Source organism: uncultured Thiodictyon sp., from assembly GCF_903828115.1.
GTDB lineage: Bacteria > Pseudomonadota > Gammaproteobacteria > Chromatiales > Chromatiaceae > Thiodictyon.
This window is the reverse complement of sequence record NZ_CAIKKU010000897.1, coordinates 1-26,342: the sequence shown is the minus strand read 5'-3', so window position 1 is coordinate 26,342 and position 26,342 is coordinate 1. Positions and strand designations below refer to the sequence as shown.

The 26,342-nt window shown below is 70.1% G+C and carries 10 protein-coding genes; 5 read left to right on the top strand and 5 right to left on the bottom strand.

Annotated features, from left to right (window positions below):
* Nucleotides 1-113 precede the first annotated feature (113 nt).
* A complete protein-coding gene (locus QZY48_RS34085; protein ID WP_295439146.1) occupies nucleotides 114-2,051 on the bottom strand; it encodes a DUF4139 domain-containing protein in 1,938 nt (645 codons plus the stop codon).
* Between the two features lie 116 nt (nucleotides 2,052-2,167).
* Here QZY48_RS34085 and QZY48_RS34080 point away from each other — a divergent pair, with 116 nt between their 5' ends.
* The 4 genes from QZY48_RS34080 to QZY48_RS34065 are packed head-to-tail and all read left to right on the top strand — an operon-like array spanning nucleotide 2,168 to nucleotide 19,638.
* Entirely contained in the window at nucleotides 2,168-2,827 is a 660-nt protein-coding gene (locus tag QZY48_RS34080) for a hypothetical protein (protein ID WP_295439144.1), read from the top strand.
* 15 nt (nucleotides 2,828-2,842) lie between these two features.
* Entirely contained in the window at nucleotides 2,843-6,790 is a 3,948-nt protein-coding gene (locus tag QZY48_RS34075) for a carboxypeptidase regulatory-like domain-containing protein (RefSeq protein ID WP_295439143.1), read from the top strand.
* Between the two features lie 5 nt (nucleotides 6,791-6,795).
* Nucleotides 6,796-10,608, top strand: coding sequence for a S8 family serine peptidase (locus QZY48_RS34070; RefSeq protein WP_295439141.1), 3,813 nt, complete (start codon nucleotides 6,796-6,798; stop codon nucleotides 10,606-10,608).
* A gap of 36 nt (nucleotides 10,609-10,644) precedes the next feature.
* Entirely contained in the window at nucleotides 10,645-19,638 is an 8,994-nt protein-coding gene (locus tag QZY48_RS34065; RefSeq protein ID WP_295439140.1) for an Ig-like domain-containing protein, read from the top strand.
* On the opposite strand, the gene QZY48_RS34060 is transcribed toward QZY48_RS34065, so the two are convergent.
* The 3 genes from QZY48_RS34060 to QZY48_RS34050 all read right to left on the bottom strand — a co-directional run bounded on the left by QZY48_RS34060 (nucleotide 19,607) and on the right by QZY48_RS34050 (nucleotide 23,833).
* Nucleotides 19,607-20,902: a DUF4147 domain-containing protein gene (locus tag QZY48_RS34060; RefSeq protein ID WP_295439139.1), complete on the bottom strand. Its 1,296-nt coding sequence runs from the start codon at nucleotides 20,900-20,902 to the stop codon at nucleotides 19,607-19,609. The genes QZY48_RS34065 and QZY48_RS34060 overlap by 32 nt on opposite strands.
* Nucleotides 20,903-21,137: 235 nt before the next feature.
* Nucleotides 21,138-21,872, bottom strand: coding sequence for a tRNA (adenosine(37)-N6)-threonylcarbamoyltransferase complex dimerization subunit type 1 TsaB (tsaB, locus tag QZY48_RS34055; RefSeq protein WP_295439137.1), 735 nt, complete (start codon nucleotides 21,870-21,872; stop codon nucleotides 21,138-21,140).
* A complete protein-coding gene (locus QZY48_RS34050) occupies nucleotides 21,869-23,833 on the bottom strand; it encodes an EAL domain-containing protein (RefSeq protein ID WP_295439135.1) in 1,965 nt (654 codons plus the stop codon). Before QZY48_RS34050 ends, tsaB begins: the two co-directional genes overlap by 4 nt.
* Nucleotides 23,834-24,183: 350 nt before the next feature.
* On the opposite strand from QZY48_RS34050, the gene QZY48_RS34045 reads away from it, so the two are divergent.
* Nucleotides 24,184-24,801, top strand: coding sequence for a hypothetical protein (locus tag QZY48_RS34045; RefSeq protein ID WP_295439133.1), 618 nt, complete (start codon nucleotides 24,184-24,186; stop codon nucleotides 24,799-24,801).
* Between the two features lie 356 nt (nucleotides 24,802-25,157).
* On the opposite strand, the gene epmA is transcribed toward QZY48_RS34045, so the two are convergent.
* Nucleotides 25,158-26,162 (bottom strand): EF-P lysine aminoacylase EpmA, encoded by a 1,005-nt coding sequence (gene epmA / locus QZY48_RS34040; protein WP_295439132.1) that lies wholly within the window; start codon nucleotides 26,160-26,162, stop codon nucleotides 25,158-25,160.
* Between the last annotated feature and the right edge of the window lie 180 nt (nucleotides 26,163-26,342).

Sequence of the window (26,342 nt, the reverse complement as noted above, 5' to 3'; positions counted from 1 at the left end):
GGATTCTCTCGCACCCAAAATTGCATCGCTTCTCCGATTACGATTTCGATTACGACAACGACAACGACAACGATCGGAGGGCAGATGCCCCGCCCTGCCCGAAGGCCGTCGACTCAGCGCCGCACCTGCGTCCGCCAGGTGAGACTGACCGCCCCCTCGGCCGGGACCTGGACCTGCCAGGAGGCGAGATTCGACGCCTCCTTGGTGTGGGGCTGACTCTCCTGGACGATCTTCCAGTCGCCGGGGATCTCCTCCAGCACCTTGACCGTCACGGGGTCGGGCTTGGCGTTCTTCAACTCCATGGCGAAGGACGCCTCATAGGCGTAGTTGTAGGGGCCGGTCCCCGAGAGCTTGTTGAACTCGGTCTGCTTGCGCCGGGCGGTGACGTCGAAGCTCTCGCCCAGCTTGAGGGTGACGGTCTCGTTCTTGGGGGTATGGTCGATCGCGTCTTCGCCGATGAACTGGGCATTGCCGCGGCTGTCCTTGGAATAGACGCGCACCACGCCCTTGGGCAGGGGAATACCCAGACTCCCGCCCTTATTGAGGAAGCTCATGGTCGAGGCGACCGCGAGCTTGGTCCAGCCGTCACTGGACTGCGCCTGGTAGAAATAGGGCTGGCCCCGCACCAGCAGCTCGCGCGTCACCGGCACCAGCGGGGCCGAGAGCAGCGCCACCTGCTTGGTCTGATTGTTGCCGATGTCGGTGGGGCGCGGCAGGGTATAGAGGTGGTATTGGTCCAGGGCCTCCTCCTGCGGCATCGGGGCCGGGGCCGCCATCGCCATGTCCGCCCGCATCATCCTGGCCTGCGGGACCGGCTGGACCTGGTTGACCTCCCCCGCCACCAGTTGCACCTGCGCGCGGCGGTAGGCCACCCCGCTGGCGTTGGTCAGGGTCACCCAGCCGCTGAGATCCATGCTCTTGCCGTCGCCGGCAAGATCCGCCACATAGTCCGCCTTCCAGCCCAGGCCGCCGGTGAGATAGGACAGCTCGAAATTGCCGCTGCCGGCCTTCTCCGACTCCAGGTGCAGGACCAGCGTGGGCTGGTCGCGCAGGTCCGCGGGCAGGTCGGGGAAGGCCAGGTGCCCGACCACGCCGGTCTCGATGCGGTCGGCATAGCGCAGCACCACGCCGTCGTTGGCCGCGAGCACGGTGGCGTCCTCCGTGGTGCGCTCCCCCGCATCGTTGGCACGGATGACCTGGACCTTGCGGCCCAGATACTTCTTGAGCAGGCTCGTCGGGGTGAGCAGGTCGAAGTCGAAGTTCTGCTCCAGCAGACTGATCGGCAGGGCCCCGGAGGTCTCCGACAGCAGGGCGGTCTCGGGGCGGATCTGGGCCGAGACATTGCGCCAGGCGAGCCGGTTCTCCCCCTGGGTCAGGGTGAGTGCGCGCAGGTCCTTCACCAGGGCCAGGTCCTCGTTGTAGATGGTCACGGCCAGGGCGCGCTGGGCCGTGTCGTCGATGCGCTGTTCCTGGGGTTTCACGTTGGTGTCGGCGGCGGCCATGGCGACTCCCGGGTGGGCGATGAGCAAGGCGGCCAGGGCGGCGACGGACAGTCCGGCCGACCGCGCTGGGGTGGAGGCGAGACGGGGTTGCGTGATCTGCTGCATGGGGCTCCTGGCGCGGGTGGCCTGGTGTTGGGTGCGGCCGGCGGCGGACGGCGCGGGCTGGTGCAGGCCCCGGACCCCCGGACACTGCCGCCGATGGACCGGGGGTCGAGGCTTGCGCCGGTCGGGTCGATCCGACCGTAGGTGCCGCGTGAATCTACACCAGTTTTGCCTCCGATACAGCGCAAGACGCGCGAAGCTGCGGCGACCGCCGGAGCCGGGTACGCGATGCGTACTACAGCTATCGGACGTTCCCACGGACCGGGCGTCGTTGTCGTTGTCGTTGTCGTACTGGAGTTCGCCCTGGCGGGCCACCCGACGCTGGCCGACCTCCGGCACGACGGTCAGCCCCTGACCGTCGCCTGCCTCTTCGCTCTGCCGCCGCGTGCCCGCCTTGGCCGACCACGCGGCGGGCGAGCGGGAATTGCTGCATCCCGGTGTGATCATTTGACTTTCGACTCCCTCTACTGTAAAAAATTGTAAGATAGGGACACGGAAGGGAGCATTTTCGACCGCTTCGGCAGTCCCCGCCGCGGTGGCGCAGCGCAACCCTGGTGAGCATTATGCGAAGCGTAATCAATCTTTTATCAGCGGCGGCGCTGTGCCTGGGGCTGACGCAGTCAGCCGCCTGGGCCGGGCCATTCGTCAACGGCGCCTTTGCAAACTTCGACGGCTGGACGGGCGCGGTCCTCGCCACCGCGACTGGGGCGAGCAGTACGGTCGATCCGCCGACCGGACCCCAGTTCACGTTGATTGGCGGTGGCTTCGCCAAGCTCGCGAACAACGACAGCTACGACCAAGTCTCGTTGTTCCAGTCCTTCGATCTCGACCCCAGTGCCCAGACACTTAGCTTCGACTACCAATGGGCGCTGACCGCCGGCGATCCGCAACCCTCCGACTTCGTCCAGGCTTTGCTGTGGCTCGCGAACTTCAGCGACCACATTGATCTGTTCCCCCAACCACCCTTCGACACGAGTGCGCCAACCGGCGCGGGCACCGCCACTACCGGTATCGGCGCCTTCGCCGGCCAGTCCGTCCTGCTCGAGTTCCTGTTACAGGATGGCGACGTGGTCGCACAGGACTGGTTCGCCATCGGCAATATCGCAATTACCGGAGCCGCGGTGCCGCTGCCGCCAACCCTGATGCTGCTGCTGCCGGGCCTCGGCCTGCTCGCCCGCCGCGCCGACTGGCATCGCGCCGGTCGCCCGCTCGCGACCCTCTAACCGAAGGACGCCATCATGCCCCGCACCGCCACCTGCAACCCTTCTACGCAACGTAACGGGCCCCGCGGGTGGTTCGCGGCGCTGGGCCTGGTATTCGGTCTGCTGACCCTGGCAACACCTGCCGCGGCCGAGTTCCTGCCGGTCACTGACTCGGCGTTTAAGATCACCCAGGCGCGGCCCGTCTTGGACAGCCGCACCCAGACCTTTCTGCTCGATGTCTCGGTGTCCAACACCGGGCGCACCGCGTTGCCCGGTCAGTACCGGCTGGTGGTCGCGAGCGCGAACAAGACCGCGCTGGAACCGATGGGTGCCACCGCCGCCAACGAGCCCTTCTACGGCCTGCTGACCGGCCAGGGCGCGGCCTTCGCCGCTGGTGCCACGCACAAGCGCCAGCTCAAATTCAGCGGCGGGCGCGGGCAACTGGTGGCGACGCTGCGGTTGGAGCGGGAGATTCCGGCGCCGCCGCCAAACCAGCCGCCGCGGGCCGACGCCGGGGCTGCGATCGCAGCCGTCGTCCCCTGGGACGGCAGCACTGTCGCGGTGACCCTGGACGGCAGTGGGTCGACGGACCCGGATGGCACCGTCGTCGCCTGGCGCTGGACCGGCGCGCCGGACCCGGGCGACGTCGTGAATCCGACCCTGCCCCTCGCGCCGGGCAGCCATACCTTCACGCTCGTCGTCACCGACAACCAGGGCCAGGACAGCGCCCCGGCGACCGTGCGGGTCACCGTGACCCAGGCCCCGCCGCCGAGCCCGCCGGCCCTGACCATCGTGCCGAACCACAACATCGCGGAGGGCGGGACGCTGGAGATTCCGGTCAGCGCCAATGACCCGGACGGCGGCGTCGTGACCCTCACCGCGGCTCCGCCGTTGACCAATGCCCGCTTCGACGCGACCCCGGGTCCGGTCGCGACCGGCCGCCTGCGCTTCAGCCCGGACTACACCCAGCAGGGCACCCATTACCTGACGTTCACCGCCCGCGACCCGGAGGGCTACACCCGCACTGCCGCGGTGCGGGTAGAGGTCAGCGACACCAACCGTGCGCCGGTGCTGGACCTGCCCGTGACGGCGACGGTTGCCGAGGGTGCCGTATTGAACCTGCCGATCAGCGCCAGTGACCTCGATGGCGATGCGGTGCGCATCACCGCCGACGCGTTGCCGGTCAACGCCGTCTTCGCCGCGGCGGCGGGGGTGCTGACCTTCGCCCCGGACTATGATCAGGCCGGGGAGTACCGGATCGACCTCACCGCCACCGACGGCAAGGTGACCACCGGACCCGCGACCCTGACAATCACCGTCACCGATACCCAGGCCGGCACCGGCCAGGCCCGCGAATTGGTCCTGCAGGTGGCGCCGGTGGGATCGCCCACGTTCCAGACTACCCAGCGGGTGCTCGGGACCGTGAACGCCCCCGGCGGCCTGCCGCCGCTGCCGTCGCCGGGGGCCGGCGTCATCACCGGCCTGGTGCCGACCAGTGCACCCCAAGGCGCGACCCTGGACGTCCAGTTCTCCGGCGCCGCGGACGGCCGCTACGCGACCGCCTTCGTCGCCGGCGAGAGCCGGCTGGAGGCCGGCGCCGGCATCACTGTGGAATCCCTGACGGTGCTGGCGTCGAACCTGGCGGTCGCCCGCATCCGGATCGACCCGGCTGCCAACCCCGGACCACGTGCGCCGCGCATCGTCACCGGTGGCGCGGTCGCGGTGTCGGTGAACGCCTTCACGGTGGAGCCCGGCAGCACGACCATCACCGGCCTGATCCGCGACCCCGACAGCGGCGCACCGGTCACTGCCGGGACCGTGGCCCTGTCCGGGACGAACTTCGAGGTCGCCCTGGGCGCCGACGGGCGGTTCACGCTGACCGGCATGCCGCCCGGCACCTACCAGCTCATCGTCAACGCCCCGAACCGGCGGTTCCTGAGCCAGACCGTGGAGACCCGGATCGGCCTGCCGGTGGCCGTCGGTGCCCTGGACGCCGCGGCCACCGTGTTCGACCCGACCTCGGCGCCGTCCATCAGCACCCTCAGCATCCTCGGGCGCGGGCTCGGCGACCCGGCGACCGTCCTCGACCCGGCCCGGCTGCGTGGCCTGATCACCGAGGCCATGCTGCTGGCCGGCGGCGACGAGGCCGGTGTGCGCGACGCCTACGGCAACCAGTTGAACCCCGCACTCACCGGCGATGGCCTGGTGTCCGTCACCGACACCGGGATCAGCGCACTGACCGATGCGCTCAGCCGCGGCGAGGGCCTGTCCCTGCAGGCGCTGCTGTACGGCCTGTCCGCCGGCTTCCGCTGGACCGGCAGCGGGCCGCCGGACCTCGGTGAATGGCTCGCCGGCCTGCGGGCGGAGGTCGATGCCGCCTGGCAGGATCCGACCGCGCCCGGCAATGCCCTGGCGGTGCTGGTCTTCAACAGCGGGCGCACGCTGCTGCCGCAGGCCCCGGTGTTGTCGCCCTACACCCGGCTGAACGCGTTGCAGTCGCACCTGCTGCTGAACAGCCTGTTCACCTATGTCCACCTGCGCGAGAACGGTCTGCTCGGCCGCTTGGCCGGGACCATGCTCGCGGCGCAGACCACCCGCTACGATCCGACCATTGCGACGGACGCGCCTGTGCTCGAACAGATCCTGCTCGCGCAGGTGCTGCCCGCGTCACCGTCGTTCCCGTCCGCCAATCGGCCCTTCACCCGCTTCTGGCGCAACTTCTTCACCTCCAAGGACGGCGTGATCCAGGGCCAGGTGCAGGTCGGCATGGCCGAGGCGGCGGTGTCGGTGATGCTGGGCGGCATGATGATGTCCAGCGGCTCGCTGCTCGGCACGCTGGCCGCGCCGACATTCCTGGCCGGCCCGGCCATCGACGAGATGCATGCGGCGATGATCAACGCCAATGTCGCGCTCCATGTCCCGGCCGCACCGCTGCTGACCGGGCTGGACCTGGAGACCCAGGAGGACGGCACCGCGCTGGTCAAGGCCGCCTTCCGGCGCAGCACCGGCGACGACCCCGCCCGGCCCGGTCAGACCTTCGTCTACGATCTCTATCGCTTCCAGGGTGACCAGGTGCCGGAACTGGTGGCCCGCGGTCGCTTCGACGGCGGCGACGATCTGCTGCTGGTTGACCCGGATCCGCCGGACGGCACCAGCTTCTATTCCCTGCGGGCGACCCGCTACCAAGGCGTCGACCCGGACGTCGGCGGACCGGGCGGGGACTGGTGGCCGGCCAGCTTCGCCGGCGCCAAGTCCGTATTCGCCTTCGGGGCGCGACGCCTGATGAGCGACTTCTCGGCGCCGCGATCCCTGTACCTGGGGCCGCTCGACTTCTCGGTGACCCTGGACGGCATCGAGGTGGACCCGGACCCGGAGCGGGACATCGCCTACTACAGCGATGCCGAACTCGGCGCCTTCTACCAGTTGATCGCCCCCGGCAGTGGTGTCGGTACCCGCGGGGCGAGCCGCATCCGCTTCGCCGACGCCGGCTTCAAGGCCTCGCTGCGCGACGGGCGCCTGATCGTCCAGGCGGGGCTCGCCATCGACAGCCTCGGCAACCTCTACGCGGCCAACCCGGCCTCGGAGGACGCCTTCGGCGGGCGCCTGTTCCGCTTCGCGCAACCGGACGGGGCGCGGACCTTCACCGGCAGCATCAACTACTTCAGCCAGATGCTGATGTTCGCGCGGCCGACCCTGTCCGGGCCGATGGTGATCCGGCGCGCCGCCGACCCGGTCGCGGAGGATCTCTACATCGTCGACAACTCGACCATGCAGATCAAACGGGTGCCGGTCAACCAGCCCTGGGATCCGTTCCGGCGGGTCGGCCAGATCTGGGCGACGATCCCACCCGACGAGCACTCCGCCGGGCGGGCCATCGACATGGCCTTTGACGGCGAGGGCCGTTTGTTCCTGCTGGACGGCTGGCGCGTGCTGCGTTTCACCGACGGCGTGCCGACCCTCGACGCCCTGTTCGAGCCGGAGTAAGCGCGATGATCAGGCGAATCCGTACCCCCCTGCAAGGCGCGCTGCTGGCGCTGCTCGCCCTCTGCGCATCGCTGACGGCCGCCGCGCCGCCGGTCATCGACTACTTCAGCCCCACGGGCGGCCCGGCGGGCACCGAAGTCCGTCTGGTCGGTGCCAACCTGGCACCCGAGACGCTGGACGTCAGGATCGGGAATCTGGCCCTGGAGGTCCAAGGCGGCAGTGACGAGGAGGTCAGGGTGACCATTCCGGCGGGCGCCACGACCGACCCGTTGCGGGTTCTGACCGCGGAGGGTGAAGCGACCACCGCGGAGCCGTTCATCGTCTCCCCGCTGACCCTGACGCTGACCCCAACGGCGGTCAATCTGCCGCTGGAACGGACCGCGCCGTTCACTGCCCTGGTCGCCGGCGGCCCGTCGGCGCTGGTCTGGAGCGTGGCCGGCAGCGACGGCGGCGACGCGGTGCATGGCACCATCACCCAGGGGAACCCGGCGATCTACCAGGCGTCGGACACCCTGCCGCGGGAACCGGTGGTGCGGGTCGCGGTGCGGGCGGTGGCCAATCCGGCGGTGCAGGCGATTGCCGAGGTGCGGCTGATCGACCCGGCGGGGGGCGTGCCGGACCTGCCGCTGACCCCGGCGGACCCGGCCCACTTCAGCGTGGAGCCCGAGATCTTCCAGCCCGTCTCCCGCACCCGGCTGATGGTCATGCTGCGCGAGGGGGCAAGCGTCGGCCCGGTGCTCACCGCGTCGGCCGCCGCCAACGCCCGGGTGGTGGGCGGCCTCCCGGCCATCGGCACGGCGTATATCGAGATCCCGGACAGCAACGATCACAGCGCGATCCGGGCCCTCGTGGCGACGCTGGCGGCGCTGCCGACGGTCGAGGCGGTGGCCCACGATGCGCTGATCAGCGCCACGGCGCTGCCACCGGCCACGCCCGGCACGCTGAAGGTACTGCGTGAGAAACAGGTCTACGACTTCGCAACGGACTTCATTTGGGACTGGACCCTGGCCCCGTCCCGCGGCAACTGGGGGCTGGAATACGCCAACTTCCCGCAGGTCTGGAACCTGAAGGCGCATGTGGGCAAGTTCGACCGCCGCATCGAGGTGGGCCTGTCGGATACCCGCACCTTTCGCATCCACCCGGACCTCAGCGGCGCAGTCATTTGGGAGGGCGCGACTGACTCGGCCGTCACCGAGGGCCACGGCAGCCATGTGGCCGGCACCATCGCCGCCACCTGGGGCGACGGCAAGGGGATCGACGGCGCCTCGCCGTTCGCCGTGATTGCCAGTCAGCCGAGCAACGGTGGCATCGGCATGGGCACTTGGGGGACGTTTTTCACCAGCCTCGGGGACATGCTTTATGGGCAGATGCGCCGCCTCATCCAGGCCCGCCCGGATGTGCGGGTGATCAACAGCAGCCAGGGCTACAACTGGAAGAGGAATGGCCGCAAGAACTGGAGCTACGATGGCAACGGGGATGGTAACTACACCGACCCCGGTGACTACTATCTGCCGGCCCTGTTCTCCGGTCAGCCGGACCCCGCCGCCGGTGGTGAGATACGCGTGACCCGTGTGCCCTCGACGCCGGACAACAATCCGGTGATCCGCGCCTTTGTGGAGGCTCAGGGCAAGATTGCCCGGCGCGTGGCCTGGTGGGCGGACCCGACGCGGCACCCGGAATCCGTCCGCAACGTGTTGTTTGTGGTCTCCGCGGGCAATGACCGCTGGGACCTGGCCGGCGAACTCCACTCCGATCCGGCTCAGTTTGATGACCCGAACATTCCGGTCCGGGCCGCGCAATGGAATGTGATCAGCGCCCAGTACAACAGCCCCATGGCCTGGGCCGCCTATAACGGCACGAACAACGTCATTGTCGTCGAGGCCCTGGACAAGACCGATAACCGGGCAAACATCATTCGCGCCGAATTCTCCGGCATCGCCAATGACATGGTCGGTGCGCAGTTCTACTTCAGCGCCCCCGGCGTGGATGTGCTCAGTTCAGTGCCCCTGTGGGAGAAGCCGGACGGCACCTTTGCCGATGAGGTGGCCACCGGCGCGAGTCGCTTCAGCGGCTATGCCGAGTTCAGCGGCACCTCCATGGCCGCACCCCATGTCAGCGGTCTGGTCGCGTGGCTGCTGTCCGTCGACCCGGAACTCACCACCGCCCAGGTGCTGGAGTGTCTGCGCCAAACCAGCCGTGGCGGGGGTGGGGCGGCCCCGGCCATCGATGCCTTTGCGGCCATGGTCTACATCGACAGCATCCGCGCCGCGGACCCCGGCAAGCGCAAGTGGGTCCAGAAGGCCCTGGTCAACATCGACGACGGCAGCCTGGACGGCAATGACCGGCTCGTCACCGCGGACGCCCACGGCAGCGGCATCGCGCCCCCCGCGGCGCCGACCTGGCGCATCGACATGGCGGACTTCCGCCGCTTCCGCGATGCGCTGCTGCAGGTCCAGGCCCGCGGGGCCTTCCTGGACGGCCCGCTGGACAGCCTGAAGCGGGACCTGAACGGCGACCGCCTGATCCAGGCCCCGACGTTGGAGAACGTCTACCCCCGCGTCGACTTCAACGGCGACGGCGTCGCGACCGCCGACGACCTGGCCGTCATGGCCGACCCGGACCTCTGGAACGACGCGCAGATCGACGACAGCGGCATGAGCGCCGCGGCATTGCTCGCGGAGCTGACTGACCTCATCGATTCCGGCGACCTCAAGCTCGATCCCGGTACGCTGTTCGCCGGGGGCGGGATCGACCGCATCCACGTGACCGCGAAGGTCACGCTGGGGGGCGGCGTGACCAGGACCTGGCAGACGGACATCCTGCCCGAACACGTCGCCGGTGCCGCCGGCGATCTGCGCCGGGTGCTGACCGTCCCGTCCGGCAAGCCGGTGCGCATCCTGGCCGCCGGCTACCAGGGCGCGGTGCGGCGCTTCTTCGTGTTGCCGCCGGAGGCCACGACCACGTTCACCGTCGAGCCGGGTTCGGATCGGGAACTGCGGCTCGCGCAGGCCGATGTGCGGGTGTTCCCGGAGCAGATCATCGGCCGTTACCAGACCAACCTGAACTTTGATCTGCGCTTTCAGATCGAGGGCGCATCGGTGGCGATGGACCCGGAGTTCTACCAGGTCGCCTTCACGGTGCCGTCGAACCTCGGGACCATCAGTGCGGCGTCGGTGAGCGCGGCGAGCAGTTTCAATCTCAGTACCGGCAGCACCCCGGGTCGGTACAGTTTCCAGGCGGTCGTCACCGATGCCGACGGCGAGTCGATCCTGTCGGCGGACCACCCCGCGCTGACCGGCGCGGTGACCGTGCGCACCGCGGTGATCCGCGCACCGGCTGGGCTCGCGTTGGACAGCGTCGGCAACCAGTACGTCAGCGACAGCGACGCCGGCACCGTGACCTTCATCCCGCCCGGCGGTTTCGGGCGCGTGATCCTGAGCGGGCTGGACCAGCCAGGCGACGTGGAGGTGGACAGTCGCGGGCGCTCGTTGCTGGTGGCCCAGGCGCAGGGCAAGGTCGGGCGCTATTACTTCGGCCTGACCGGCACCGTCAGGGACGCCGCCGGCGCCCTGCTCACCGGTGCCTTGGTCCACGTGGAGACCCCGGCCGGCACCCTGCCGGGGGACGCCTCGCCCGAGAACGCCTTCCGCACCAACGACAACGGCGAGTTCCATGTGCCGGATCTGCTCGCCCCGGCCATGGGCGGTGGTGCCCCCACCGTGGTCGTGACGGTGAGCCATCGGGGTCAAACCAATGCCTGGCCGGTGGAGTTGAATCCGGTCGGCCCGACCTTCGTCGAACTGGTCTTTACCGAGTAGTCGCGGGGGATGCCAATGAACGCCGGAGTGCCTGTGATGTCTTGGTCCTGGAGCGCCCCCCGCCGCGCACTGCTGTGCTGGCTGCTGCTGTGGCTGTTGCCACTGGCCCCGGCCCTCGCCGCGGTGCAGGTCGAGGTCGTGGGCCCCGGCGGGCGCGCGACCCAGACCCTGCCCGACGCCGGCGGTGGCTTCGACCTGAACCTGCCGCTGACCCGCAACGCGGTCAACAACGTCCGCGTCAGTGCAGTGGACGCCAACGGCAACCGCGCCGAGCAGTCGGTTGTCATCACCCAGGTCTCCCTGGATTCGGTGGTGGTGTCGCGCGTCACTTCCGAGCGACTCGCGCCGCAACAGATCGAGGCCCTGGTCGCCGACGGCGTGATCGCGTTGGACAACCCGGCCAACTACAACGTCTCGGTGTTCAATATCGTGCTAACCATCGGCAACCGACCGGTGCCCGTGTCGGTGCCGATCGCCAGTCCGATTGTCGCGCCCGAAGAGACCGGTTACGAGACCTACGCCATTCCGGCCGGGCGCGGCGACGGCGGTGGCAGCCCCAAGGTTCAAGATACCCAGATCATCGTCTTCGAGCAGGCGATCGCCGTGCCGGGGCAACCCGCCATCTCGCTGCCCGGCGTCATCGTCATCGAGGGGCGGATCAAGTCCCTGAAGGAGTTCTTTTCGGTTCGGCTGTTGCTGATGAATACCTCGGGCATCTTCACGCTCAGTGATGTCAATGCCTCGATCCTGTTCCCGACCGGCGGGCTGACCAGCATGCTGCCGGCCGATGGCGTTGCCGCCTTTGGCGCGATTGCTCCGGGTAACGCCGAGGAGCCGGGGCAGGCCGAACGCGAGTTCGTGGTGCGCGGCGATGAGATCGGCGAGCGCCCGGTGTCGGTGGAGTTCGGCGGTTTCCTGACCGGCCCCGGCATCCCGATCGAGGAGCCGATCCCGTTCAGCGGTCGCGCCGGGACCACGGTCGATGTGCGCGGCCCGCCGACCTTCGACGTGCAGGTGGTGCATCCGGATGCGGTGGTCGCCGGGGTGCCCTACGCACTCGAGGTGCAGATCACCAACACGGACTCCATCCCGGCCCTGTACGCGACCCTCGATCTGGCCGTCGGCTTTGACTCCCAACTGCTGCGCTGCGCGATCAACCCGGTTGGCGAGCCGGTCTGCACGGAAATCACCGGTGCGGACCTGCGCAACCTCGGCCATCTGCTGCCCGGTGAGAGCACGACCCAGGTCTTTACCGTGCGCCCGTTGCGCTCCGGCAATATCACCACCTGCATGGCCGCGGCGGACCAGAACTTAAGTCTGCGCGTCGTGGTGGGGACCATCGGCTGCCTGGTTGGCGAGTTCCCGCCGGTGCGCAGCAACAGTGACGGCACCCCGGCCGTCAGCGTGCTGCCCTCGGCCAACATGACCGGCGTTGGCGGTGAGTCGCCGGTGGTCGCGTTCTTCAGCCAAATGATGCGCACCGCGTCGATTACCACCGGGCCGGCCGGCGCCTTCAACGTCTACACCAGCGGCGGCGACCTGATCCCGGGCACGCTTCGCTTCGACACCCTCAATGAGCGCACCGTCGTCGTCTGGCAGCCCATCATCGGGGCCCTGGCGGGCAATACCGAGTACACGGTCGTCATCACCACGGACGTGGTGGACGCCGACGGCCTCGCGATGACCAACCCATGGAGCAGCAACTTTACCACCACAGGTACTGGCGATGGCGACGTCACGCCGCCGGAACTGACGCTGTCGGTGGCCCCGCCGGCGGACCCGAGCCATGTGATTCCGGGTCAGGTGGTGCGGATCAACGCCTATGCCGCGGACCAGGGCAGCGGCATCGTGCGGGTCGAGGCGCGGATCAAGGACCTGGGCGTGCCCGGCGCGCTCTACCAACTCATGGACCAGCGCTCGGTGTTCGCCGGCGATCTGCCGCCGTTCATCTTCGCGATCGACTCGACCAACCTCATCCCCGGCCATGACTACCAACTGCTGGTCACCGCCTACGACGGCGCCGGCAATGCCCGGGATGCAACCCTGGCCCTGCTGCTCGCGGCGAACGCGGCGCCGCCGACAGTCACCCTGCCGACGCCCCCGACCCAGCCGGTGCCCCAGGGCATTTCAATCGATCTGACCCCGACGGTGGTCAGCGCCGGCGTGCGCGAGGTCGCGTTTTTCCTCGACGGCGCCCCGGCGCCATGGCGGACGGTCACGACGGCGCCGTTCCAGGCGATACTCGGCACGCTGAACCTGCCGGCGGGGTCCCACAGCGTCCGCGCGGTCGCCACCGATGGCCTGGGACAGACCGGTGCGGCGGCCTTTGCGTTCGCGGTCGGCAGCAACGACACACCACCGACCATCCGCTTCCCCGGCGCCGGCAATGGCCAACAGATCGTGGCCGGGGAGTCCTTGACCGTCGGCATCGCGGTCGAGGACGGGACTGGCATCACCGCGACCCAGGTGTATCTGGACGACCCGGCCCTGCCCCAGCCCCTCGCCATCGCCGGCACCGGGGTGCAGATCGACACCAGCGGGCTCGCACCCGGCAACCATCGGCTGGTGGTGCTCGCGACCAACGGGGTCGGCGTCCGCAACGACCCCGCCGCGCCGGGCTCCTATCTGGCGTTCGTCGTCGTCGCCCCGCCCGCCGGCGCACCGCCGCCGACGCCGGTGTTGAATGCCCCGGAACCGCTGGTCTCCGGCCAGGTGCGCGTCAGCGGCCAGAGCGTCGCCGGTGCGCGGGTCACCATCACCAACCAGACCACGGCCTTCGCGACCCAGGTCAACGCCGACGCCGACGGGCTGTTCAGCGCCCTCATCGACGCGGCGCCCGGTGACCGGCTCACCGCCGTGGCCTTCAACCTGGCCACCTCCCCGAACCCGAGCGACGCGACCCAGGCGACGGTGCCAACGCCGCCGCAACTGGTCTCGATCAGCGCGACCCCGGCGAGCCTCGCCTTCACCAGCGCCGGGGCCCTGGGCGAGGTCACGGTCAGCGGCCAGTACGACAACGGCAGTAGCGCCGACCTGACCGCGGGCGCGGCCTTCAGATCCACGGCCACGAGCGTCGCCACGGTCAACGCCGCTGGTCGGGTCGCCGCGGTCGGCAATGGGAGCGCGGAGGTCGTTGTCACCGTCGGGGGTCGCGAGGCGCGGGTGCCGGTCACGGTGAACATCGTGACCTTGCAGTCCATCGCGGTCACACCCGCGGCGGTCGGGTTCAGCTTCATCGGTGCGACCGCCCAACTCGCGGTCACGGGCCAGTATTCGAACGGCTCGACCCAGAACCTGACCGGCCAGGCCAGTTTCTCCAGCGCCGATGCGGCGCTGGCCACGGTGACCAGCACCGGCCTGGTCCTGGCGGTCAACAACGGCGCCACGCTGATGTATGTCGCCGCCGGTGGTCTGCCGCCGGTCGCGGTGCCGGTGACCATCGACAGCGCCGCGGATACCCCGCCGACGGTGGCGATCCTGACCCCGGCCACCGGCGGTCAGGTCGAACCCGGCGCCGTCATCGGCGTCACGGTACGTGCCCAGGACGCAGTCGGCGGTGTTACAGGAATCACGATCACGGCCAGCGGCGCCGTCAGCGACAGCCGCCAGGTCGCGGTCAGCCCGGCCGCCAACGACGCCGTGCGCAGCGTCAGTTTCACGGTGCCGGGCACCGCGGCCATCGGCAGCACCCTGCGTCTGGAGGCCGCGGCCACCGACACCGGCGGCCAGAGTGCCCCGGTCGCGGTGGTGACGCTGACCGTGGTCGATCAGACCGCGCCAACGGTGTCGATCACCGCGCCCGCGCCGCAGACCCCGTACAACTTCGGCGACCACATCCTGGTGCAGGTCACCGCGGCAGACGCGGTGGGCGTAGCCTCGCTCCGTGTCGCCACCACCGGCGCCCTGACCCTGGCCGATCAGTCCCAGGTGCAGCCGGCCGCGACCCCGGCGAGCGCCACCTTCACGCTCACCGTGCCGCCCGGCACCCTCGGCACCGAACTACGGCTGCTGGCCTTTGCCAGCGATGCGGCCGGCAATGAGGGGGCGGCGATCCCGGTGGACGTGATCCTGACCGGGGCCGACATCACGCCGCCCGCAACGGTTGCGACGGCGGCCTCGGCCCCCGGCACCGGCGCCTCGACCCAAGTCAGCTACACGATCACCGAAGGCCTCACGGACCTGGCGCATGTGGAACTGTGGTTCCGCCGCAATGGGCTTGGCACTTTCAACCGCTACACCGGCGCGGACGGCACCGGCAACGGGGAGTTCCCGTCCCCCGGCGGTGCGACCGGCAGCATAGCCTTCGACGCGACCCGCATGGGCGGCGACGGCAACTATGAGTTCGCCACCGTCGGTGTGGACCTGGCCGGCAACCGCGAGGCCCTGCCCACGGATACCCAGGGCGCTCCGGTCGGGGACGCGGGCGTCACGGCCACCTTTGCCACCGGCGCCGCGGTGTTGCTGATCACCAGCGATACCGAGATCGCCGACGCCGCCTTCGACGGGCGCAACGTCCGCGTCCAGGGCGCCACCCTGACCCTGGTCGGCGACCGGACCTTCCATAATGTCGAACTCCTGAACGACGCTGTCCTCACCCACCGTGAGACCACGCAAACCGAAGCCTTCGGCCTGCACGTGCAGGTCTGGACCCTGAGCATCGACGCGACCAGCCGCCTTGATGTAGTCGGACGCGGCTATCTCGGCGGCGATCGGGCCGGGATCGGCGGCGGCACCGCTCACACCGTCGGCTTCACGGCGGGCGCCCAGTCGGGCAACGGCGGCAGTTACGGCGGTCTCGGCGGTCATTACAGCGGCTCCGGAAGCGCTGTGCCGAACCCGGTCAACGGTAATCTGGTCAACCCGGTCGACCTGGGCAGCGGTGGCGGCACCTGGGGCGGTGCCGGGGGCGACGGCGGCGGGCGGGTCTTGCTCTCGGCCATCAACCTTGCGGTCGATGGCGCGGTCCGGGCCGACGGGGGTCTCTCCAGCGGCTCGGCCTCCGGCGAGGGTTCCGGCGGCAGCATCAATCTGGCGGCCCGCACCTTGTCCGGTAATGGGACCATTACGGCCAACGGCGGCACCACCGGCGGGGCCAACCACACCGGCGGCGGCGGCGGGCGCGTCGCCATCCGCTCTCTGGATATCAGCACCCTGAACCTGGCCGGTATCACGGCAAAGGGCGGCGACGGCTACTACGGGGACGGGGCGGATGGCACCGTCTACCTGCTCGCAGAAGGGCAGGCCGGCGGTGAACTGGTGCTCAACGGGCAAGGGGCCAACTCGCCCTTCACGGACCTCATCATTCCGCCCGGCCAGACTTTGGATGCCATCACCCTGCAGAACGGGGCGCGGGTGATCGTCCAGGAACCGATCAAGCTCGCGCAGACCCTGCGCCTGCGGGACAATTCGCTGCTCACCAGTCCCACCGCCAGCGAGGCCGGTCTGCAGATCGAGGCGCGGCGCGTGATCGTCGAGTCCGGCAGTGCCATCGACGTGACGGGCCGCGGATATCTTGGGGGAAATAAGGCGGGGCTGGGCGAGACTGCACACACTCTGAGCTTTGCGGCCGGTGCCCAACCGGGCAACGGCGGCAGTCACGGCGGTCGCGGCGGCCATTACGGCGGCACGGGCGGGAACACCAACGCGGTCTATGGCGATCCCAGGCGGCCGGATCGGCTCGGCAGCGGCGGCGGCGCCTGGGCTGGGGCCGGCGGCGACGGCGGCGGCTCTCTGCGGATCGTCGCCAGCGAGGCGGTCATCGTGGAGGGGGCCATCCGCGCCGATGGCGGCCTCTCCAGCGGGAGCGCCTCGGGCGAGGGTGCCGGCGGTTCGGTGTGGATCACCACCTCGCGCCTGGCCGGGGCCGGCAGCATCTCCGCCAACGGCGGCACCACCGGCGGCTACAACCATACCGGCGGCGGCGGTGGGCGGGTGGCGGTCTACGCCGACTATGTGGACGGCAGCGACGCCTTTGGCGGTCTGCGGTCCATCAGTGCCTGGCGTGGGCGGGGCTACTTCGACGACACCGGCGGCAGCGCCCGCGGCAGCGCCGGGACCGTCTATCTGAAGATCGGCGGAGTCGAAGACCTGATCATCGACGACAACGAGTCCACGACCACGGCGGCGACCGGGACCCCCTTGCCCTTGATGGGGCCTGGCCTGACCCGGGCGGCGACCACGGATACCCTCACCACGGACGGCATCCTGCCGCTCCTTCCGAATGCCTTGGCGGGGCTGAGGGTCAACCCGGACCTCGATCAGGGCGAGAGCTTCGCGATCCTCGCCAACGGCACCGACAGCATCCGGGTCGCGACGCCCAACGAGCATGGCGTCCGTTTCGCGGACGTCGCCGGGGTGGGCAAGGGCTACGCGGGCGATTATCGCTACACCAACCTGAGTCTGCGCCGCGGCGGTCATCTGGAACTGGGGGATCGGCTGACGGTCACCGATACCCTGCGCATTGGCGAATACGGCCTGCTGACGCACCCGCAGACCACCGCGACCTATGAGGCGGTGTTGGACCTGGAGGTCGGCACCCTGGAGATCGACGCCACCGGGCGCATCGACGCAACGGGTCGAGGCTATCTGGGCGGGAACCGGGCCGGGCTCGGGGAAACCGCGCACACCGTCGGCTTCACGACCGGCGCCCAGCCAGGCAACGGCGGCAGCTACGGCGGACTCGGCGGCCATTACAGCGGGTCCGGCGGGAACGCGGCCAACCCACTCTATGGCAGCCTGACCGACCCGCAGGACCTCGGCAGCGGTGGCGGCGCCTGGGCTGGGGCGGGCGGCGACGGCGGCGGCCGGATCTTCATCACCGCGGCGGCAATCCACAACGCGGGGGCGATCCATGCCGATGGCGGCCTCTCCAGCGGCTCGGCGTCAGGTGAGGGGTCCGGCGGCACGGTCAACATCCGTACCGGGAACCTGACTGGCAACGGGCTGATCACGGCCAATGGCGGCACGACCGGTGGTGGCAACCACACCGGCGGCGGCGGCGGACGGATCGCCATCCGCTACAGCGGTACCCTGAGCCTGCCGCAGGTCAATATCCAGAGCCGTGGTGGGGATGGCTACTTTGGTGACGGCGGTCATGGGACCCTCTACCTGAAGGGTGCGGGTCAGACCTATGGCGACCTGACCATCGACGGGCTGGGGCTCGCCCAGCCGGCCGACACGGTCACCATCCCGGGCGGTCTGACCTTCGACAACATCGTGTTGCGCAGCGGCGCCCGGGTGATGGCCGATGCGGGACTGCATGTGCTCGGAACCCTGTCGATCGGCGCCAATGCCACCCTGACCCATAGCAGCGGTCTTGAGGCCGGGCTGCAGATTCAGGCCGCGCGGGTCGTCGTGGAGCCCGGTGGTGCCATCGATGTGACGGGTCGTGGGTACCTTGGGGGTAACAAGTCAGGACTGGGCGAGACGGCCCTCACCCTGGGCTTCGCGGCCGGCGCCCAGCGCGGCCACGGCGGCAGTCACGGCGGGCTCGGTGCCTCTTACAGCGGTGCGAGCGGAGACGCAAGTCCGGTCTATGGCGATCCCGCACGGCCGGACCGGCTCGGCGGCGGTGGCGGCGCCTGGGCCGGAGGCGGCGGTGACGGCGGCGGCTATGTCCGCATCCAGGCGAGCGACTCGGTCATCGTCGAGGGAGCCATCCGCGCCGACGGCGGCCTCTCCGGCGGCAGCGCCTCGGGCGAGGGTGCCGGCGGTTCGGTGTGGATCACTACTGCGCACCTGGCCGGTGCCGGCAGCATCTCCGCCAACGGCGGCACCACCAATGGCGGCAACCATACCGGCGGCGGCGGCGGGCGGGTGGCCATCGACGCGGACGCGGTGGACGGCACCGACGCCTTCGCCGGCCTGCGGGCGATCAGCGCCTGGCGTGGGCGGGGCTACTACGACAACACCCGCGGCGGGGCCGGGACCGTCTATCTGAAGATCGGCGGTGTGGATGAGTTGATCATTGACGACAACGACACGAGCGTCAGTTCTCCGACGGGCACCCCGTTCTCGCTGATGGGACCGGGGGTGACGGCGGCGGTGACGGCCGATAGCCTGACCACCGATGGTGTGATACCCCTGCTGACCAACGCCTTGGTAGGCCTGAGGGTCAACCCGGACCTTGAGCATGCGGAGTCCTTCACCATCCTCTCCAACTCGGAGACCGAGATCGTGGTGGAGACCCCCAACGAGAACGGTGTGGACTTCATGGATGTGGCGGCTGTGGGCAAGGGCTATATCGGCGACTATCGCTACACCAATCTGACGCTGCGCGGGGCCGGTCATCTGGATCTCGGGGATCGGCTGACGATCACCGATACCCTGCGCATCACCGAGCATGGGTTGATGACGCATCCGGAGACCACGACTACCTATGCGCCGATGCTCGATATCGAGGCTGGGCGGCTGGAGATCGACACCACCGGACGGATCGACGTCACCGGCCGCGGGTACCTTGGGGGCAACAAGGGGGGGCTGGGCGAGACCGCGTATACCCTGGACTTCGCTTCCGGCGCCCAGCGGGGTAACGGCGGGAGCTACGGCGGCATCGGTGGCCATTACAGCGGGGCCGGCGGGGCAACCAACGGCGTCTATGGCAGCCCGACCGACCCCGCGGACCTGGGCAGCGGCGGTGGCGCCTGGGGCGGGACGGGCGGCGACGGCGGCGGCCGGGTCTTCATCACCGCCGGGGCCATCGAGAACGACGGGGCGATCCGCGCCGATGGCAGTCTCTCCACCGGCTCGATCTCAGGCGAAGGGTCCGGCGGCACGGTCAATATCCGTACCGGCGACCTGACCGGCAGCGGGCTGATCACGGCCAGTGGCGGCACCACCGGCGGCGGTAACCACGTCGGCGGCGGCGGCGGGCGCATCGGCATTCGCTACAGCGGCGCGCTGAGCCTGCCGGTGGGCAATATCCAGACCCATGGTGGGGACGGTTATTATGGTGACGGCACGGTGGGTACGATCCATCTCGAGGCCAATTTTCCACCGATCACCACCGCAGCCCAAGCACCAGGTCCATGACATTGGTCCCGGTCGGCCCCGTGTGGATCAGGTCCCCGGCGGCGGCGAGCAGGCGGCCGCTGTCGGCGCGGCGCAGACAGTCGGCCGCGTCGTATCCATCCAGGGCCGCCCGCTCCAGGGTCCCGCCGTCCACCAGTGCCCCGGCGTCGGCATCGGCCCCCGCGCCGTCGCTGCCATCGGTGCCGGCGGCGAGCAGGAGGCAGTCCGGGCGGCCCGCAAGCTCCAGGGCGGCGGCCAGGGCCAGGTGCTGATTGCGTCCGCCCCGTCCCGGCCGCGCGGGCAGGCGCACCGTGGTTTCGCCGCCCCAGACCTGGAGCCCGGGGGGGCCGTCGCGGACCTGGCGGGCCAGCTCCCGCCCCCGCTCGGCGGCGTCCCCGGCGAGGAACTCCGGGTGGACGCGGACCGGCAGTCCGGCCGCCCGGGCCGCCTCCGCCGCGGCGGCCCGGGCCAGGGCCAGCGTCGCGACCAGTTCGATGGGTGGGCCGGGGCGCGTCGGCGCCGCGCGCCCCAGGAGCCCGCGATCCACCCAGGCCCGCACCCAGGGCGGCAGCTCGAGCGCCGCGACCGCCGCCTCCAGCCCGGGCGCCGGGACCAGGAGCCCGGAGCCGATCACCGCCGGGTCATCCCCGGGCACGTCGGAAATCGCCAGCACCCGCAGGGACCGCTGCGGCAGGGCCGCCAGGAGTCCGCCGCCCTTGATGCGGGAGACCGCCGTGCGCACCCGGTTCATGGGGCCGATCGGCAAGCCGCTGCCCAAGAGCCAGCCATTGAGCCGCGCCAACTGCGCGAGATCCAGCCCGGCGATCGGGACCTCCACCAGACTGGAGGCCCCCCCGGAGATCAGGAACAAGAGCGTCGCGTCGGGCGGGGTGCGGGCCAGCGCGGCGAGCAGTGCTTGGCCGGCCTGGATGCTGGCGGCCGTGGGCAGCGGATGACCGCCGGTCAAGACCTCGATGCCGCAGGCGGCGAAGGGCCGGGGGTCCGGCGGTGGGGCCTTGTCGATCACCAGTCCACCGAGCAGTTGCGACCCCAGGCAATCCAGGGCGCCCAGGGTCATGGCGGCAGCGGCCTTACCGATGGCGATCAGCCAGTAGGGCGCCGACGGCGCGGCGGACCCCAGGGCGCGTCGCACCGCCGCCCGTCCGTCCACCGCCTGGAGGGCCGCGGCGAAAATCGACTCCAACCGGCGGCGCGCCTCCCGGGTGCGCTCGGGGTCTGCGTGTGGGGCCGATGGAGCGGGGCCGAACGGGTTGGTCGGGATCATCCTCTGGTTCCTAAAATATCCGCCAAGTTGTTGGTAAATAAGAGTCAAACGTGAGGAATGGCGGTACGCCAAAGGCTGACACCATGGCGCCTACAGCTACCGGACGTTCCCACGGACCGGGCGTCGTTGTCGTGATCGTGGTCGGATTGTTCGATAACGACAACGACAACGACAACGACAATGTACCCGGGATCTCGGTCACCACATCAGTTTTGATCGGACCCCCGATTGACGATCAGCAATGCGGGAGGCGCCCGATGCTGCTCGGCGCACTTGGCGCCGCCGGCGCGGAGATCTGAACGTGCGTCACCCGGTCGCGCAGATAGACCGGGCGGGCCAGTTCCGCCGGGACCAGTTGCCCCGCCCGCGCCTGCGCCGCGGCGAGCAGCGCGATGTCCCGGGCCTCACAGACCCCATCGCTCGAGACCTGCGCGAGCCCCGCGCCCACGCGCCGCGTGAGTAACTCGCAATAGCGCTCCCACCCGGGCCCAACCCCGCACCAGCCCTCCCCCGCCGGTACCGGGACCGCCCCCGGCGCAGACACCAATTCAGCGCCGCGGGCCGCTGCCAGACCATCGACTCCGACCTCGTAGGCGCCCCAGTAGACCTCCCCCATGCGCGCGTCCAGGGCCGCCAGCAGGCGCCGCCGTCCGCTGCGCCGGAACTCCCCCTGCGCCAGGGCGGCCAGGGTGGAGACCGGTACCGTCGGCCGCCCCGCGCCGAAGGCCGCCCCCTGGGCCACCGCCACCGCGATCCGCACGCCGGTGAAGGACCCGGGTCCGCGCCCGAAGGCGATCGCATCCAGGGCCTTAAGGCCGATCCCGGCGCCGTCGAGCAACGACTGCATCATGGGCAGGATCAGGGCCCCGTGCCGACGCGCGGCCAGCTCCAGGCATTGCCGGCTGGTACCATCCAGATAGAGGGCGGCCGAGCAGGCCTCCCCGGAGGTGTCGAGCGCCAGCAGTTTCATTCGACCACCCCCGCGTGGAACTGAAAATTCAAGGTCTCCTCGGGGAACTGGATGAAGTTGCCCTGGAGGTAGTCCACCCCGCTGGACCAGAGGCGCCCGATCGTCTCCGGGTCCTCGATCCCCGCCGCGATGACGCGGGCGTGCCGCCGGTGCAGGGCCTCGACCAAGGACTTGAACGCTGCGCCCCGCGCCCGGCCGATCAGGTCCCGCGCCAGCTTGGCCGTGCCGATCGGGCGGCGGGCGATCAGGCCGAGCAGGTCCTCGCGGTCGGTGACACCGGCCAGACAGACCTCGATCCCCAGTCGACCCAGCTCCGGAAACAGGACCCGCGCCTGGTCCTCGGCGGCAAGGACATCCTGGGCGTTGAATTCCAGCACCGGCCGCTGGCGGATCAGGTCCAGTCGCAGGACCTCGGCCCTGACCCAGTCGATCCAGTCGGGCTCGGCCAGACTGGCGCCCGACTGGAAGATGACCAGCAGGGTCGGGCGGCCGGCGTCGCGCTCGCGGCGCAAGGTCTCCAGCGCCCGCCGCAGGACCCAGCGGTCGACTGCCGGGAGCAGTCCGTGCCGGGCGGCCACCGGCAGGAAGGCCGCGGGCGGCAGGATCTCGCCCTGGGGCGTGCGCAGCCGCAGCAGCACCTCGTAGCGTTCCCGATGGGACTTGCGCAGCGACAGGATGGGCTGGTAGACCAAGTGAAAACCTGACCCGTCCAGGGCGTCCCGCACCAGGCGCAGGGACCGTTCGTCGGCGGTGTCGTCGCCGGGTGGCGCCGGGGGTTCCAGGTCTCGCCGCCGCAGCACGCGATCACCGCCGGCCCGGCAGGCCTCTTCGGCAGCGGCCCAGGCGCGCGAGATCAGGCTGAGTGCATTGTCCGCCGGGGGCTCGAAGGAGCCGATCCCGATGCTCAAGGTGACGCGGGTAAGACCGGGCGGCAGGGCCAGGGCCGCCGCACCCGCGCGGATGGCAGCGGCCAGGTCCATGATCTGCGGTTCGGATGGGCAGTGCACCCAGGCACAGACGCCGTCGTCATGCCGACAGACGCCGCGTTGGGCCGCGCCCGCGCACCGGCGGACCAGTTCGATGATCAGTGGACAGACCGCGTCGAACCCGGCGGCATCCAGGCGTCCGCGTGCCGGGGTGTCATCGACCCGGATGAACAGGACCGCCTGCGCCTCCGCGGGCGTGGCGCGATCGAGGATGGCGCCGTCCAGGCGCTTGATCAACTGGGTGCGGCTGAGCACCGGGGCACCCTCCCCCGCGGTGTCGGGCGCCGGGCCAGGGGCGGCCGCGCACTGGGCGAGACGCTCGACGACCGCCGTCACCAGCCGCTCGCCCACCACCGGGCGCGCCAGATACTCGTCCCCGCCCAGGCGCAGCACCTCTCCTTGCTGATTCGCGCCAATCGGCGCGGCGAGGAAGATGATCGGCACGTCACCGAGCGACTCGTCGCGGCGAATCGCGGCCGTCAGTGCCCGGGTGGCATCCTGGGGCAGATTGAGATCCAGGACGATGAGGTCCGCTGGTGTCTGCTCCAGCGCCGCCATCGCCCGTTGCGGGTCCGCCACCCGCTCCACCAGCAGGCCGGCGGCACTCAAGGCGGCGACGATCTCATCCCCCTCCGCGGGCGCCGCATCCACCACCAGGACGCGCCGCACGCGGGCGCTGCGCTGCGCCAGCGCGTCGCTGACCCGGGCCCAGATGCGCGCCGCGTCGAACGGGGCCTGGAAGGTCGCGAACGCCGCCGGACTGGTCGCGCGGCCGGAGGCGGCGGAGATCCCGGGGGACTGCGGCTGGGCCGCCAGATGGATCAACCGCGGACAGGTACCCGCGGCCTCCTCCAGCCGCTCCAGAATGGCCGCAAGCGAACGCCCCGGCGGGAGCGCGTCGGTTTGCAGGATCAGGACCCGCGGCGTGCGGATGGCCGCCGCATACATCAGGCCGGCCACGGTTTGGACACTCATCAGAGCGAGCGCGTGCGCGGCCGCGCAGGCTTGCAGCGTCGCGCGCAGGGGCGCGTCGCAACCAAAGAAAAAGACCGTCGCATCTGGGGGGTGGCTGTCTTGGGGCATCGTGGTCCGTCCGTGTTGCCGGCCGGGGCTCGCACCGGAGCCCGGCCCGCCGGGTCAGCGACCAGGCATCAGGGTGATCAGGCCCAGTCATGATAAAGACAGAGTCGCGGCTGCGCCAGCAGCCGGCGCCGCGGCCCTGATGCCGAGCGCTCCGCCCCCGGGCCATGGGTTCAAAATCCGGGCGCCGCCGGCCGGTCGGCGCCATAATGAAGCGCCACCAGGACCCCACCGGAGGACCCCCGATGAAATTCGCCGCCCGACGCAACGCCGCACTCGCCACACTCGCCGCGCTCCTGATCCTCGTGCCCGCCGCGCGCGCCGACGAGGTGACCGACCAACTCGCCGCCGCCCGCGAGGCCTACGACGCCGGCGACCTGCGCAACGCCGTCAATAGCCTCAATTTCGTGATCGCCAAGATCCGCGAGCAGGAGACTGCGCGCCTGCTGACCTTGCTGCCGGCGCCCCTGGCCGGTTGGCAGGCCGATCCCGCCCAGTCCGAGACGCCCGGTATTGCCAGCATGATTACCGGCACCAACCTGACCCGGCGCTACTTCCGCCCGGAGGGCGGGGAGGTCAAGCTCACCGTGACGGCGGACTCCCCCCTGCTGCCGATGCTGACCATGTTCCTGGCCTCGCCCTTCATGATGCAGGCCGATCCCGGTTCCAAGCCCTACGCCTTCAAGGGCCAGCAGGGCCTCATCAAGCACGACCCGCAGTCCAGCGACTATGAGGTGACACTCATGATCGGCAACCGCATCCTGATCCAGGGCAAGGGCAGTGGCCTGCCTGACGGCACGGCGGTGCAGCAGTATGTCGAGTCAGTGGACCTCAGCGCGCTCCAGAAGGCCTTCGGCGGGTAGGGTCCGCTGCGCGGACCTTTACCGTGCAAGTCAGGCCGGACCCCGGTGGGAGCGGCTTCAGCCGCGACCGACCGCGCAAACTGCCTTGGCCTCCCTGGAACCTGGTACCCCGTTGCACCTTAGTCTTGCGCACCGACCCCAACGGGGTCGCGCATACCAGCCCAGGGCAACGCCCTGGGATAGCACCATTTGATTGGCTTAGCCCTGAAAGGGCGTGACATAAGGCGCTCCGCCGTTATGTCACGCCCTTTCAGGGCTGGGCTGAAATATGCCGTCAACCCAGGGCGTTGCCCTGGGCTGTTATGTCACGCCCCTGCGGGGCTTAGGATGGTCGCAAGATAGGTCGGAATGTGGTTCTAGGCCCGCTCCACCGGGAACGCCAGGACGGCGTCGATCTCGCGCACACCCAACGCCGCCATCAGCAGCCGGTCCAGGCCCAGGGCGACGCCGGCGGTCTCCGGGAGCCCTGCGGCCAGGGCGGCGAGGAACGAGCGGTCGAGCGGCGGGCGGTCGCGACCCTGGCGGCGGCGGGTCTCAAGGTCCGCGTGCAGGCGTGCCGACTGGGCGGCGGCATCGGTCAACTCCTGGAAGCCGTTGGCCAGTTCGACCCCCTCGAGATAGACCTCGAAACGCTCCGCCACCGGCACCTGATCCCGGCGCAGGCGGGCCAGCGCCGCCTGACTCGGCGGATAGTCGCAGAGAAAGGTCAGGCGCCCGGCGCCCAGGCCGGGTTCCAGGCAGTGGGTCAGCAGCAGGTCGAGCCAGCCGTCCTGGTCCAATGCCAGGGACGCGGCACCACCGATCCCGGCCGCCGCGGCGCAGTCCGCGAGTTGCGGCAGGTCCGTCGCCCAGGGATCGAGACCCAGCCGCTCGCGAAAGAGCCCGCGGTAGGTCAGGCGCTCACAGGGCAGGTCGGGACGCCCCAGCACCAGCCGCACCAGGACGGCCACCTCGTCCATCAGGTCCCGGTAACCCCAGCCAGGCCGGTACCACTCCAGCAGGCTGAACTCCGGGTGGTGGAGGCGGCCCCGCTCGCCGTCGCGAAAGACCTTGCAGATCTGATAGATGGGACCGGTCCCCGCGGCCAGCAGGCGCTTCATGGGGAACTCGGGGGAGGTATGCAGATACAGCGGCAGACCCCGGGCATGGCCGGGGCCGTGCCAGCGGGTGTGCAGGCTGTCCAGGGCCGGATCGGACCCGGCGCAACGCGAAGCGATGGGCGTTTCCACCTCCAGGACCCCGGCGTCCGCGAAAAAGCCGCGGATGCGCGCCAGCATGGCGGCCCGCGCCCGGATCGCCTCCAGCGCGGCAGTCGGCGGCCAGTCGGAGCCCGTGGATCCTGGCCCGGCGTTATGAGTCACTTCTCATGGTTCCAGTGGCCTGACGAAAATTAACAGGATTAACAGGATCGGAACGGAACGACGGGTGCGATCAGAACGGATGTGGTGACCGAGATCCCGGGTCCGCTGTGCGGGTCGTTGTCGTTGTCGTTGTCGTTGTCGTTGTCGTGATCGGATTGTTCGATTACGACAACGACAACG

Excerpts from the sequence above, each read along its gene's own strand:
- QZY48_RS34085 (WP_295439146.1), bottom strand. The coding sequence starts at position 2,051 with ATGATCACACCGGGATGCAGCAATTCCCGCTCGCCCGCCGCGTGGTCG.
- QZY48_RS34080 (WP_295439144.1), top strand. The coding sequence starts at position 2,168 with ATGCGAAGCGTAATCAATCTTTTATCAGCGGCGGCGCTGTGCCTGGGG.
- QZY48_RS34075 (WP_295439143.1), top strand. The coding sequence starts at position 2,843 with ATGCCCCGCACCGCCACCTGCAACCCTTCTACGCAACGTAACGGGCCC.
- QZY48_RS34070 (WP_295439141.1), top strand. The coding sequence starts at position 6,796 with ATGATCAGGCGAATCCGTACCCCCCTGCAAGGCGCGCTGCTGGCGCTG.
- QZY48_RS34065 (WP_295439140.1), top strand. The coding sequence starts at position 10,645 with ATGTCTTGGTCCTGGAGCGCCCCCCGCCGCGCACTGCTGTGCTGGCTG.
- QZY48_RS34060 (WP_295439139.1), bottom strand. The coding sequence starts at position 20,902 with ATGATCCCGACCAACCCGTTCGGCCCCGCTCCATCGGCCCCACACGCA.
- tsaB (WP_295439137.1), bottom strand. The coding sequence starts at position 21,872 with ATGAAACTGCTGGCGCTCGACACCTCCGGGGAGGCCTGCTCGGCCGCC.
- QZY48_RS34050 (WP_295439135.1), bottom strand. The coding sequence starts at position 23,833 with ATGAGTGTCCAAACCGTGGCCGGCCTGATGTATGCGGCGGCCATCCGC.
- QZY48_RS34045 (WP_295439133.1), top strand. The coding sequence starts at position 24,184 with ATGAAATTCGCCGCCCGACGCAACGCCGCACTCGCCACACTCGCCGCG.